The 12,333-nt window shown below is 69.0% G+C and carries 11 protein-coding genes; 8 read left to right on the top strand and 3 right to left on the bottom strand.

Annotated features, from left to right (window positions below; translation table 11 throughout):
• Nucleotides 1-27: 27 nt before the first annotated feature.
• The 8 genes from ACGF7Y_RS21455 (at nucleotide 28) to ACGF7Y_RS21490 (ending at nucleotide 9,108) form a co-directional block, all read left to right on the top strand.
• Nucleotides 28-1,440, top strand: coding sequence for a class I adenylate-forming enzyme family protein (locus tag ACGF7Y_RS21455; protein ID WP_393236292.1), 1,413 nt, complete (start codon nucleotides 28-30; stop codon nucleotides 1,438-1,440).
• The gene (locus tag ACGF7Y_RS21460) at nucleotides 1,418-2,323 is read left to right on the top strand and encodes an acyl-CoA dehydrogenase family protein (protein WP_393236293.1); all 906 of its coding nucleotides are present in this window, start codon (nucleotides 1,418-1,420) and stop codon (nucleotides 2,321-2,323) included. Before ACGF7Y_RS21455 ends, ACGF7Y_RS21460 begins: the two co-directional genes overlap by 23 nt.
• A complete protein-coding gene (locus ACGF7Y_RS21465; protein ID WP_393236294.1) occupies nucleotides 2,310-3,398 on the top strand; it encodes an acyl-CoA dehydrogenase family protein in 1,089 nt (362 codons plus the stop codon). The genes ACGF7Y_RS21460 and ACGF7Y_RS21465 overlap by 14 nt, the downstream gene beginning before the upstream one ends.
• Nucleotides 3,399-3,400: 2 nt before the next feature.
• The gene (locus tag ACGF7Y_RS21470; protein WP_393236295.1) at nucleotides 3,401-4,168 is read left to right on the top strand and encodes an enoyl-CoA hydratase/isomerase family protein; all 768 of its coding nucleotides are present in this window, start codon (nucleotides 3,401-3,403) and stop codon (nucleotides 4,166-4,168) included.
• Between the two features lie 182 nt (nucleotides 4,169-4,350).
• On the top strand, nucleotides 4,351-6,201 hold the full coding sequence (locus ACGF7Y_RS21475) for an SCO2524 family protein (protein ID WP_393236297.1): 1,851 nt from the start codon (nucleotides 4,351-4,353) through the stop codon (nucleotides 6,199-6,201).
• An 8-nt stretch (nucleotides 6,202-6,209) separates the two neighbouring features.
• Complete coding sequence (locus ACGF7Y_RS21480) at nucleotides 6,210-7,124, top strand: SCO2523 family variant P-loop protein (protein WP_393236298.1); 915 nt, start codon at nucleotides 6,210-6,212, stop codon at nucleotides 7,122-7,124.
• Nucleotides 7,125-8,135 carry an SCO2522 family protein gene (locus tag ACGF7Y_RS21485; RefSeq protein WP_393236300.1) on the top strand — a complete coding sequence of 337 codons (1,011 nt, stop codon included), beginning with the start codon at nucleotides 7,125-7,127 and terminating at the stop codon, nucleotides 8,133-8,135. It begins immediately after the preceding gene.
• A 1-nt stretch (nucleotide 8,136) separates the two neighbouring features.
• Nucleotides 8,137-9,108 carry an SCO2521 family protein gene (locus ACGF7Y_RS21490; RefSeq protein WP_393236302.1) on the top strand — a complete coding sequence of 324 codons (972 nt, stop codon included), beginning with the start codon at nucleotides 8,137-8,139 and terminating at the stop codon, nucleotides 9,106-9,108.
• 12 nt (nucleotides 9,109-9,120) lie between these two features.
• Here the strand turns inward: ACGF7Y_RS21490 and ACGF7Y_RS21495 are convergent, their stop codons facing one another.
• The 3 genes from ACGF7Y_RS21495 to ACGF7Y_RS21505 form a co-directional block, all read right to left on the bottom strand.
• Nucleotides 9,121-9,942, bottom strand: a complete 822-nt coding sequence (locus ACGF7Y_RS21495; protein WP_393236304.1) for a hypothetical protein — start codon at nucleotides 9,940-9,942, stop codon at nucleotides 9,121-9,123.
• Nucleotide 9,943: 1 nt separating this feature from the next.
• On the bottom strand, nucleotides 9,944-10,420 hold the full coding sequence (locus ACGF7Y_RS21500; protein ID WP_393236306.1) for a GNAT family N-acetyltransferase: 477 nt from the start codon (nucleotides 10,418-10,420) through the stop codon (nucleotides 9,944-9,946).
• A gap of 501 nt (nucleotides 10,421-10,921) precedes the next feature.
• The gene (locus tag ACGF7Y_RS21505) at nucleotides 10,922-12,205 is read right to left on the bottom strand and encodes a PucR family transcriptional regulator (RefSeq protein ID WP_393236307.1); all 1,284 of its coding nucleotides are present in this window, start codon (nucleotides 12,203-12,205) and stop codon (nucleotides 10,922-10,924) included.
• Between the last annotated feature and the right edge of the window lie 128 nt (nucleotides 12,206-12,333).

The raw sequence follows: 12,333 nt of genomic DNA on the forward strand, positions 1-12,333 counted from the left end.
TCTCACTCACGAGACGGGATCTCTCAAATGTTCTCGACCACCGCTTCGAGCGCGCTCGTCTTCGAGGGGCGGGCCTACACGAGGACCGAACTCGACGATCTCGCGGCCGGTCTTGCGGCCGAACTGGCCGAGCGCGGAGTGCGCGCCGGAGACCGCGTTGCGCTCATGTCGTCGAACCGGCCGGAGTTCGTCGTCGCGGTGCTGGCCATCTGGCGGCTGGGCGCCGCGGCGGTGCTGATCAGTCCGGCATGGAAGCACGACGAGGTCGCGCACGCGGTGGCGGTCGCCGGGCCGAGCCAGGGCGTCGGCGACAATCCGGTGCTGGCCGAGGTGCTGCCGATGCGGCACCTGGACGCGCCGATCGTCCCCGCCCGTCGCGGTGATGCGCCGCCGGACCCCGCCTCGGACGCCGTGCTGGTGTTCAGTTCCGGCACCACCGGAATGCCGAAGGCGGTGCGGCACACCCACGCGTCGCTGGCGGTCGCGGTGCGCCAATGGACTGAGGTTCTCGGCCTCACCGCGAGCGACCGGATCCAGATCGCCACGCCGCCCTCGCACATCCTGGGGCTGCTCAACATCGTGACCGCGCTGCGAACGGGTGCGTGGATGCGCCTGCACCGCCGCTTCGACCTGGAGACGATGCTCTGCTGCATCCAAGACGACCGGATCACCGTCGAGATGGCCGTCGCGCCCATCGCTCTCGCCCTCGCCGGGCACCCGCGGCTCGAGTCCTACGACCTGAGTTCGCTGCGCTACATCATGTGGGGCGCGACGCCGGTGACGGTCGCCGTGGCCGAGACCGTCACCCGGCGCACGGGAGTGCGCTGGTTGCCCGCATACGGTGCGAGCGAGTTACCGGTGATCGCGTGCAACCCGCTGGAGGACGCGCGGCTGGACACGGTGGGCAAGGCCGCACCCGGCGTGCGCGTACGGGTGGTCGCGCTGGACACCGGAGAAGTCCTGCCGCCCATGGAGATCGGCGAGATCCAATGCCGTGCGGAGTCGGTGATGGCCGGCTACCTGCCCGCCGAGGAGACCGCCCGCGCCTTCGACGACGGCTGGTACCGCACCGGCGACGTCGGTTACGTCGACGCCGAAGGCTGGATCCGGCTCACCGACCGGGCCAAGGAGATGATCAAGGTCCGCGGTTTCCAAGTGGCGCCCGCCGAGATCGAGGCCGTGCTGCACAGTCACCCGGAGGTGACCGACTGCGCCGTGTTCGGTGAGCCCGACGCCGCGGACGGCGAGGCGATCGTCGCGGCGGTGGCCTGCGCGGTGTCGGTCACCGCCGACGAGCTGATCGCCCTGGTCGGCGAGCGCCTGGCCCGGTACAAGCGGCCGCGTCGCGTCGTGTTCGTGCCCGAGATCCCGCGCCTGCCCTCGGGCAAGGCGCTGCGCCGAGTACTCAAGGAGCGCTATGGACGTCCGTCTGTCGAGTGAACAGCGGCAATTGCGCGATGCAGCGGCGAAATTGGCCGACGACCTCGGCCCAGGGTCGGTCGCGGGTCTCGACGACGAGCACCGCCTCGCGCGCCTGGAACGAACGGTCGCGGCCACCGGCTGGCGCGCCCTGCGCACCGACGGCGCTTCCGGGGTCGAGGTCGCGATCGTGGCCGAGGAGTTCGGCCGTGGTCTGGTCGACGTCGCCTTCCTCGGCCCGGTGCTCGCCGACGACCTGCGCAGGCGCTGCGGCGCCGACGATCGCGGCTGGACGATCGCGGTCGGTGACCGCGCCGTCGACGCGCGCGGCAGCGATGAGGCGCTGCTCGTCGCCGGCGAGCAGGTCCTGGCCGCACCACTGGGTGCCACACTGCCCGGCGCGGATCTGACCCGGCGCACCGCGACGGTCGCGGACGGGCGCAGGCACATCGGGGGACTCGCGGCCGAGGAGGCCACCCGATGGCACGCGCTGGCCCTCACCGCGACCACCGCCGACCTGCTCGGCGTCGCCCGCGGCGCGCAAGATCTCGCCGTCGAGTACGCGAAGGTCCGCGAGCAGTACGGCCGCGCGATCGGGTCCTACCAAGCCGTGGCGCATCTGCTGGCCGAGAGTCGCGCGCTGATCGAAGGGGCGATCAGCGTGCTGCGGCACGCGGCCTGGGCGGTCGACGAATCGGCTCCGGCGCAAGCACTACAGGCCGCGCGGATCGCCAAGGTCTACACCGCACGGGCCGCCCGCACCGTCTGCGAGACCTCGATCCAGGTGCACGGCGGCATCGGCAACACCTGGGAGTGCCTCGCCCACGTCTACCTGCGGCGCGCGCTGGTCTCGACCGAACTGTTCCCCGTCCGCCTGGAGGAGATCGACCTTGGACTTTCGTGATTCATCGCAGGAGGCCGAATTTCGCGCGCGGCTGCGCGCCTGGCTGGCCGAGACGGCCGGGAAGTTCCCGACTTCGGGCGACGCCTACTGGGCGCGCCAGGGCGAATGGCATCGCGCGCTGTACGCGGCGGGATTCTTCGGGTTGTCCTGGCCGAAGGAATTCGGCGGACACGAGCTGCCCCCGGTCTACGACGTGATCGTGGACGAGGAACTCGCGCTCGCCGGCGCGCCGCCGCGCCCCAGCCTCGGCTACCTCGTGCAGGGCTTGGGCCGCCACGGCGGCAAGGAACTGCAGCGGCGCTTTCTGCCCGGGATGATCGACGGCACCCAGCGCTGGTGTCAGGGCTTCAGCGAGCCGGGCGCGGGCTCCGACCTCGCCGCGCTGCGCACTACCGCGACCCGCGACGGCGACCACTACGTTGTGCACGGCCACAAGATCTGGACCAGCTACTCCGACGTCGCCGACTGGTGTCTGCTGCTGGCCAGGACCGACCCGAACGCGCCACGGCACAAAGGCATCTCGGCGTTCGTGATCGCCATGGCCCAGCCCGGCGTGCAGCAGCGGCCGCTGGCCATGATCAGCGGCGTCACCAGGGAGTTCGGGCAAGTGCTCTTCGACGGTGCGACGGTGCCCGCCGATCAGATGGTCGGCGAGCCCGGTGACGGCTGGAAGCTGGCGATGACCGTCGTCGGGCACGAACGCGAGCCGTCCACCCTCGGGTACGCGGCCCGTTACGGAAAACTGGTGCGCGAGTTGGCTTCCCGGCTCGACGGTCGCGCGCCTGAGGAACTGTCCTGGGCGGCGGTGCAGACCGAGATGCTGCGCTTGCACGTGCGGCGGCGGCTGTCCGAACAGCTGGACGGCGTGGTGCACGGTCCCGACGGATCACTGGACAAACTGCTCATGACCTGGGTGGACCAGTCGGTCGGGCACGCCGCGCTCGCCGTCGGCGGTACGGACGATCCGGAACTGCTCGGCAGCTACTTCTACAGCCGCGCCCAGAGCGTCATGGGCGGCACCTCGCAGATCCAGAAGAACATCATCGCCTCGCGCATCCTCGGATTAGGAGTTTGACCATGTACGACTTGCCGGAAGAGATCCACGTCGAAGCCGACGGACCGATCCGGATCATCACCCTCAACCGGCCCGACGCGCTCAACGCCGTCAACGACGACCTGCACACCGGTCTGGCCAGGCTCTGGCCCCGCCTGTCCGACGATCGGGAGGCGCGCGTCGCGGTGCTCACCGGCGCGGGCAAGGCGTTCTCGGCGGGCGGGGACTTCGCCTATCTCGCCGAGCTGGGCAGCGATGCCGAGCTGCGCGCCAAGACGATCGCGCACGGCCGCGACATCGTGCTCGGCATGGCCCGGTGCCGGGTGCCGGTGGTGGCGGCGGTGAACGGTCCCGCGGTGGGCCTCGGCTGCAGCTTGGTCGCGCTGAGCGACATCGCCTACATCGCCGAGACCGCCTACCTGAAGGACCCGCATGTCCAGGTCGGCCTGGTCGCCGCGGACGGTGGCCCGCTGACCTGGCCGCTGCACACCAGCCTGCTGCTGGCCAAGGAGTACGCGCTCACCGGTGCGAAGATCCCCGCCGCGCGAGCCCGCGAGATGGGCTTGGTCAACCACGTGGTCGCCGATCCGCGCACCGAGGCGCTGGCCTGCGCGAAACGCATCCTCGAATTGCCCCGCCAAGCGGTCGAGAGCACCAAGCGCCTGCTGAACCTGCACTTGGAACGCGCGGTGCTGGCAACCCTGGACTACGCGACCACCGCGGAGGATCTGTCCTTCCAGACCGCGGAGTTCCGGGCGGTGATCACCACCCTCACCGCGGGACGGGAGTGACGCCGGATCGCAGGCCGCGATCGTTCTCGCCGCGTGATCGCGAAGAACATGGCCCGCAAGACATCTCGCAGCAACCCGTGCCCCCGTAAACTGTGCTTGGCCAAGTGAACGTCCGCGGGGCACACTCTATGTAACGACGTCCGGCGCGGCCGGTCGAACGCGGGGGCGAGGTCCGACAGCAGATGAGGATTCGGCCGAGGCAGCAGTTGCTCGAGCTGTGGCGAGCGGTGCTCGCCTGTTCCTATCCGGACGGAACGTGGATCTGGGGCGGACGCGACGGCGCCAATTCCATCAGCGACGCCGAGCAGCTGCTCTGCCTGTTGTATCCCGCGACCGAGATCGAAGCGTTCGCGCTGGACCAACCGAACGACATGAGTCCCGACGTCAGGTCCGCGCTCGCCCCGTTCGGCGAGGAGACCCGCATCGGCGGGGTTCTGGTCGCCCTGGTGGAGGACTACCTGCGCCGCTACACCGCACCCGATGGCGAGCCGGTCTTCGCCAGCGGCTCCTACCTGCGCTCCGGCGACGGCGGCACGCTCACCGACGCGCAATCGGCGGTGGAGGTGGTCGACTCCTACTCGATGTCGCTGAGCCTGTGCATCGCGGCGCTGCGGTTCCTGCGCGGATTCCTTCGCTTCGTCAGCGGCGAGGTCCGGCTGGAGGCCAGGCAATTACGCGAGCGGATCCCCGCGGTGATCGAGCTGGTCAGCGCGCGGCTCACCGCCGCGATGGCGGGCCTGGTCCGCAGTTTCGTCATCCACACACCGGAGCCGACCACCGAGTTCGGGCAGTCGATCATCTACATGCTCAACCAGACCCGCACGCCGCCCGACGAGATCATCGAACGGCTGTCGGCCCAGCTGGAACGCCTGCGGGTGCAGGCGGCCAACGAGGTCAGGCTCAGCCAGACCACCGAGGTCGATATCGCCGACGACGGGCGGCTGTTCGAATGCGGCTGGAGCTGGGGCATCGTGCGCAGCGCCGAACCCATCGACCTCGTGCCGGGCCGGGTCAGCAGCGCGACCGGGCACGCCGAGCCCCGTCCGTACCTGTATTTCACCGCTGTCGCCCTCGACGGCATCATCGACCTGTCGTCGCAGCGCATCCGGGAACTCGATCTGCTGACCGACGAGCAGCGCACTCTCGCCGACGCGTTGCAACTGCGCTTCGAGCTGACCCGCAACTACTGGTCGAGGGTGGCTCGCTTCGGCAACGGCCGCTGGCCGCTGGAGGACATCCCGTGGCGCACCGCCGACGGCGAGGAATCGGAGTATTTCAGTCTCGTGGTCACCGCCATGCTGATCCAGGACCTGGTCTATCGGGAGAGCACCGAGGATCTGACCCGCACGGTGGCGGTGCTCGACCAACTGGCCCGCCGCGGACGCATCACCAGCCGGTTCACCGTGGGTGATCCCGCCGCGCCGCTGCACTATCCGGGTGTGCGACTGAACCTGGCGGGCAGCGAGGACGCCGCTGCGGGAACCCAATTGGTCTGGTACGTGCCGGATTTCGCGACCATGCTGCTCAAACGCTGCCTGCAGGCCGCGCGCCTGCGCACCGACGTGGACACCCGCGACCGGCTGATGGCGCTGGCCGAGGCCGCGATGGATCATCTCGACCAGCGAGTGCTGCGGGACGGCCCGGTGATCGGCCTGTGGGACGACATCGGCCGCGTGGTCGGCGCGGCGGACACGCGGCTGGAAGGGCCGTCCTGGTTCGTCACGGAGCGAATGATGGAGTGCCTGGTCATCGCCTACAGCACCTTCGAGCAACCTCCGCTGGCCCCTCAGGCGATGGTCGCCCGCGCGGTGGACCTGCTCAGCGAGGCCGAACATCTGCTCAATCAGGAGGAACTGGAGGTCGAGGGCCAGGACTTCTCGCCGAAACAGGCCGCGGTCAACCGGATCCGGCAATCGCTCGACCGAGCCCGCCGGGTGTTGCGCGAGCGTCCAGGCACCGCGTACAGCCTCGCCACCCAGGCGTTGGTCCAGCTCGACGAACTGGCGTACGCCCGCCGGGACGCGACGCGGTAGGGGCAGGCATGCTGGTGTTCTCCACCTCCGACAAGGGCGGCACCGGACGCTCGGTGACCAGTTGCAACATCGCCTACCGGCTGTGTCTTTCCGGCCTCGACGTCGCCTACGCCGACTTCGACCTCGGCTCGCCCACCGCCGGTGCGCTGTTCGAGATCGGTGCGGCCGAACGCGGTGTGCCGCGCGGCGGCGTGCATTCCTACCTGCTCGGTGAGAGTGGAACCGTGGCCCGCGTCGACGTGGGCGCGGCGACCGATCGGCCGGACCTGCGCCGGATCGGTCCCAACTCCGGCCGGCTCGTGCTGCTGCCCGGCGACGAGGGCGGCGCCGAGTTCCTCACCGGCGAAGACGCTGTGGTGGAGCGATGCGCCGAACTGCTGGTGGCGCTGGATCAGGAGTTCCGTGTTGTGATCGTGGATCTCAGCGCGGGCCGGTCGGCTGCCTTGCAGATCGCCCTGCAAGCCACCGCGTTGCCGCAGTTGCGCAGGCGAACCGCCCGCTGGCTGATCTTCCACCGCTGGACTCGCCAGCACATCGTGGCCGCCGCCGGTCTGGTGTACGGCCCGCACGGTCTGCTGAAGGCGGGCGCCGAATGCGGCCACGACCCGGAGGAATTGCTCGGTTCGGTGCGTTATGTGCGCACCGCCGTGCCCGACGCCAACTGGGACGGGGTGGCCCAGCGCCCGGCGCAGGCGGCGTGGCTGCAAGAGCAGGACACCGCGTTGCGGCGGCTGGCCACCGCCAAACGGCTCGGCGCGACCGCGAAGCTGGGCGACACCCCGATGGAACCGGTGTTGCAGCGGCGCGAACAGCTCATCCTCGACGCCGACGTGAACGCCCAGATCGCCAACGCCGAGACCGCGCTGGCCTATACCGAACTGGCTCGCCGACTGGTCGACATCGCCACGTGGGAGAGGCTGTAGATGCGGGATACACAGGGCTACAGCGAGGCGACCGAGCAGCCTCGGATCGCTTCGGTTCCGTTGTCGCATTTATCTATCGAGGTCGGGCACTTCTACCTCAACGAGATCACCTCCGATATCGAGCGGGTCACCGCGGAGTTCCGCCGCATCGTGCCCTTGGTGTCGGCCTTCATCGAGTCGGCCAAGGTGCAGTTCGGCCCGAACGCCCGCGTGAGCACCTGCTATCTGATCGACGACTACTTCCATCCCGACACCGATCCCTCCGCCATCCTCACCAAGCTGCTGGACGCCGCGGAGGAATCCGGACTGGTCATCGACTACCTGGCGCGCGAGTCCGGCTGCTGGCGGGCCTCGAAGTTCGTCGAGGGTGTGGCGTTGGGTGAGCCGATTCCCGTGGCGGAGATGGTGGCCGCGCGCATCGTCGCCGAGCCCGCGCCGCCGAGTACCGGCCGCAGGCCGCCGACCGCGGAATCGGGCTGGCTGTGCAACGGACGCCGGTCCTCGGAGGACGAACACAATCAAGCCATGCGCCGGCGTACTTATCGGCCACCGGAGGAGTTCGGTCGCCGGGAGCATTCGATCTTCCTCGACGTGGAGTTGTGGAGCAGGCACGTCGTCGACGGGGTGACGGTCACTCGCTGGTCGTGCCCGTTCCTGGCGGCCGTCTGGCATCTGCTGCGGCTCGGCATGCTGCGCTATCACGGTGGCGCGGTGGTGGATCCGCAACCCTGGCGGCGCGAGGATCCGGCGCCGCGCCGCTGGGCCGACCTGCCGCCGGTGGTGCAGCTCAATCCGTCCGCCGCGCCGTTCGCGGCGTACAAGACGCTATCGATGCTGCCCAAGCGGTACATCGGCATCGAGCACGCGGTACGGCTGGTGCTCGACCACCTCGACCTCGACGACGACGTGGTCGAGCAGACCATCACCCGCGGCGCGGGCGAGGTGCCGCCGGTGCCGGTGCCGCGCAAGGTCAGCGATCGGCTCTCCCACCTGCTGCTCGACGGGGCTTGACATGGCCGCGACCACGCCTCTGGTCGTCCTCGGTGAAGTGCGCACCTGCCTGCTGCCGTCGTCGACCGCGCTGACCGGCGCGGAGGCCTGCGATCTGCTGGCGCTCATGCCGGGCTGCACGGTGCGCTGGCGGGAGCGGCCGGGCACGCTGGCGGTCTCGCCGACCACCGCGGTGGGCGTCGACTGTGATCTGGCCTTGGGCGAGCAGACCGCGCACATCGTCGGAACCGTGGCGACCAGCGCGGTCCTGTCCGGCGGACGCGTGCTGCAATCCACCGCGCGCACCCGGGTGGTGCGCGCCGCGGGCCGGCGCAGGCAAACCTGGTCGCACTACCTCAGCCAGAAGGGCGTGACCGAGGTCATCAGCCGCATTCCCGAACGGGCCACCGCCGGTGAAGCCCTAATGGAGGGGTATCTCACCGGCCCGGCCGATGTGGACACACTGGATCTGGCCTCGATCAGCGAACGCCTGCTGAATCGCCTGCGCGCCGACCCCCGGCTGGATCAGACGCCCTCGGTGCGGGCGGGTACCACCCGGCTGCGCTGGACTGCCCGCGTCGGGGGCAGCGCGGGCCCCGCCGCCGCGCTGCATCTGGATGACGGCGCCCTTCGCACGGTCCGGATGATCGTGCGTGACGAGGCGGATCTGGATGATGCGCAACGATTCTGCGAGGATCTCGCCGCGCACGATTGGCTGCTGACCGTCGTCGCCGCCGCACTGGCGGAGGCCCAGCGCTTCCCCTCGCGCAGCCGCGAACGTACCGACATCCTCGCCCCGGTGCTCGAAGACCTCGCGGGGCTGTGGATGCCGGGAGCGCATACCCCGGCGTCGATGCGTGCGTTGTGGCGAGAGCTGCAAGTCGATCCCGGGTTGTCCCGGCAGTGGAACGCCCTTGTCGCCCAGCTACAGAACCGGATCGCCGTCGCGACACTGAATATCTTGCAGCACAAGGCATTCGATACCGACTGGTAGCGACCGCCGCGGTTACATCCGGAACCACTTGCGCACCAGCAGCGCGAAGAACACCGACATCGACACCGTGCCGGTCCACGCTTGGACGGCGAACAGCGGCCGGGCCGCCGGACGCAGATTCTCCGTGTCACCCGGCCCCAGTGGATTGATGAAGCCGGTCACGCACGTGTAGACGGTGGCAGCCGGCGAGGGGATTCCGCTCAGGAGCACAGCGGCGACGGTGAACAGCACCAGCTGCACGGCCACCCAGCCGAGTAGCCAGAACGGCCGATAGCCGTAGCCGCACAGCACGTACGACAGTTGCCCGGGCCAGCGCCGGGGGCCCGGCGGCAGCGCGAGGGTGCGGGCCCGGGCCAATCGCAGACCGCAGCGATCCTGGGCCTCGTCGTCCTCGTTCATCCGGTACAGCGCCGCCCCTCGCCGGTAGGCCAGCGCCGCATGAGCGGGCAATCCGGCCGCCGACAGTTGCGCGCCCAGCAGTTCGTACTCCTCGGCCAGCATGGTGTTCTGCCGGCTGCTCAGCCGGAGCGGACCGCGGAATTCGATCTCGGCGGCCAGCAGTGCCGCCGGGATAGCGCTCGGCACCCGCCAGTCCGCTTCGTCCGGCGCCGGGTGCCGCGCGGCCGCGTAGAGATGCCGGAATACCAGAGAGTCGGAGTGCCGCCGCGCACTGGGCGGGTCGTAGTCGGCGAGGATCGCCTCGGCATGCGCGGTGAACCGCTCCAGCTCGGCCTGCTCGGGACGGTCACCCCGATCGATCTCGGCGGTGTATTCGTCCGCGCGCCTTGTGATCCGGGTCGAGACGGATGCGACGAAGGGCGAAATCTCCCCCATGTCACGAGTCTAGCGGGCGGCCCTTCAGCCGGTACTCGAAAACGTCGCGCGGCTCACCCGGCCCGAAATACCGGTCGTCGCGCTCGACGAATTCGAATCCCGCTCGCCTGAACAGGTTGCTCGCCAGCTGGTTGTCCGGCCGCACGGTCAGATACACCACCTCGGCGCCGATCTTGCGGCAGGTCTGCAAGGTGCGGGTCAGCAGGGCGTGGCCATACCCTTCGCCCTGGTACCTCTTGGCCACCGCGAAGGTGAACAGCAATGCCCGGCCGGACTTCTCCAGCGTCAGCGCATAACCGATCACGGTGCCTTCCACCTCGGCGACCAGCCATTCGGATCCGTGCAGGTCGAACAGCTGGCGCAGCATCAGGTACAGGTACGGCTCGGCGAACACCTCGGCCTCGATGGCCGCGATGTCTTCGATATCGGCGAAGCGGGCCTGCCGGTATTCCGGCTGAGGCGCTTTGGCGATGTTCATCCGCTCCCTACTGCCCGGGCATAGGCCGTCCATTCCAGCTTAGAACACCCATTCCGCAGCGAATTCGCCACGTATGTGGGTTCATACGTTACCTCATGATTCGGGTTGCTGAGATGTTGCCATATGCTCGGCGACAGGGGATGCCGATTGGCGTTCGATATCGTGCTCCCTTCTCTCGGAGTCGAACCAGGCAGTCTGCGATGTTGAGGTCGTTCATCGAAGGGTGAATCAAACCGTCACGGCGGCAGGCGGTTTCGATGAGCGGTCGCAAGATCAACGCGTCGAGCGGGCGGTCGTTTCCGGTCGTCGAGGCGATGTGTCCGAGGTCGTGGACTTGCTCGAGCGATAGCGCGTGCCGTGAACTGGATAAGGGCCGCGATTCGGTCACCTTGACGGCGGAGTTGTCGGATGGGTGGATGATCTTGTCGTTTTCGGCGTGGCGATACAGGCGCCTGATCGCGGAAACCGTGGTGGCCGCCGCGCCGCGGCCACAGACACTGCCTAGCTGTTCGAGGCCGTCTTCAGGTAGCTGTGGGCGACGAGTGCCGAGCGCAGGTGCCACAGCCCCTTGGAGGGAGCGGTGTCGAGGCCGGTCAGCTGAGCGATCCGCTTGAGCCGGAAGTCGACGGTGTTGGGGTGTACATATAGTGCCCGCGCGGTGAGCCGCCTGTCCGAACCGTGGGCGACATAGCAGGACAACGTGGCCAGCAGTTCCGGATGGTCATCGATCGGGTCGAGCAACGCCGCCAGGTGTGTGCGCCCCGGCCCTGGCCGCGTCAGCTGGTACTCGAGGGCCAGATCCTGCATCCGATACACGCCGCCGGTCATACCGAGCTGCTGCACCATGTCGAGAAGATCATGGGCCTGCCGCGCGCCGTCGGGAATATCGGGGGCTGCCGATCGGACGACGGTCGCGGTGATCGACGCGCCCGCCGCGTGGGCGGCGTCGCCTACCAACGAGTCCAGTAGACCGTCCGGGATATCGGTGGGCAGCAGAACGGTGCCGCCGCCTACCGACAGAATCGACAATGATCGGTCGTCGCTGCGGCGGGCCAGTTCCGCCTCGATGGTGCCCGGGATGCGGCGGTCGGCGACCAGCGGCGGGGAGCTGTGCCGCGGCCGATCGGGCTCGGGCGGGATCGCGAGTGCGAGAACCCAGTATTCTCTGGCTATCTCGATGCCACATTCGCGTGCGGCGGCCGCCGTGACGTGTCCGCTGAGCAGTGCCGCGGCCAACGTCCGCGTCGCGATGTAGCGCTCCGCTGTCATCATGTGAACATGTCCTGCCCCGGTACGGAGATCGCGGACGTAGGCGCAGGAGATCGTCGAGTCCAACAGCGCGAGAAGCTCGAGCACCGCGGTCGCAAGGTGTTCTACGGCGACGTCGTTACCGTCCGGCGCATGAAATCCGTCACCGTGGCGGCCGCTCACGGCGAGCTGTCCGATGCTCGCTCGCAGAGTCTCGTGAACTGTACGCAGGACCGTTTCCAGCGGGATTCCGGTGCGCGCCCAGGTGGCGGCCGCATCCGCGAGTTGTTCTGTCCCGTCCTCGTCGACCGCACCGACCGCCAGCCGCACGCACTCTTGTACCAGCTGGGTGATCCGGTCCCTCTCGACGCCCGCGATCCCGCCTGACAGTGCGACGCCGGTGGTGAAGCAGTCGATGACGCTGCGTGCGAGTGGGCCGACCTCGTCGGCGGCATCGCTCGCGAATGACAGCGGCGGACGCGTGTCCGGGGTGTCCGCCTCGATTACCCCGCCGCGTGTTACCGGATTCCTTGACACTTGTGACTCCCATCGCGTCCAGCGCCGCGCGTACCCCTTGGTCCCGATTCCGAGGAGTTGCGGTACCGGTACCGCGGGCCGACTCGCGCCACGTCCCACGTAGCCGTCACGTCCACTCGGTGGAACAA

The sequence above is a fragment of the Nocardia sp. NPDC047654 genome (genome assembly GCF_043205035.1).
GTDB lineage: Bacteria > Actinomycetota > Actinomycetes > Mycobacteriales > Mycobacteriaceae > Nocardia.

Excerpts from the sequence above, each read along its gene's own strand:
- ACGF7Y_RS21485 (WP_393236300.1), top strand. The coding sequence starts at position 7,125 with ATGCGGGATACACAGGGCTACAGCGAGGCGACCGAGCAGCCTCGGATC.
- ACGF7Y_RS21460 (WP_393236293.1), top strand. The coding sequence starts at position 1,418 with ATGGACGTCCGTCTGTCGAGTGAACAGCGGCAATTGCGCGATGCAGCG.
- ACGF7Y_RS21500 (WP_393236306.1), bottom strand. The coding sequence starts at position 10,420 with ATGAACATCGCCAAAGCGCCTCAGCCGGAATACCGGCAGGCCCGCTTC.
- ACGF7Y_RS21470 (WP_393236295.1), top strand. The coding sequence starts at position 3,401 with ATGTACGACTTGCCGGAAGAGATCCACGTCGAAGCCGACGGACCGATC.
- ACGF7Y_RS21475 (WP_393236297.1), top strand. The coding sequence starts at position 4,351 with ATGAGGATTCGGCCGAGGCAGCAGTTGCTCGAGCTGTGGCGAGCGGTG.
- ACGF7Y_RS21495 (WP_393236304.1), bottom strand. The coding sequence starts at position 9,942 with ATGGGGGAGATTTCGCCCTTCGTCGCATCCGTCTCGACCCGGATCACA.
- ACGF7Y_RS21480 (WP_393236298.1), top strand. The coding sequence starts at position 6,210 with ATGCTGGTGTTCTCCACCTCCGACAAGGGCGGCACCGGACGCTCGGTG.
- ACGF7Y_RS21455 (WP_393236292.1), top strand. The coding sequence starts at position 28 with ATGTTCTCGACCACCGCTTCGAGCGCGCTCGTCTTCGAGGGGCGGGCC.
- ACGF7Y_RS21490 (WP_393236302.1), top strand. The coding sequence starts at position 8,137 with ATGGCCGCGACCACGCCTCTGGTCGTCCTCGGTGAAGTGCGCACCTGC.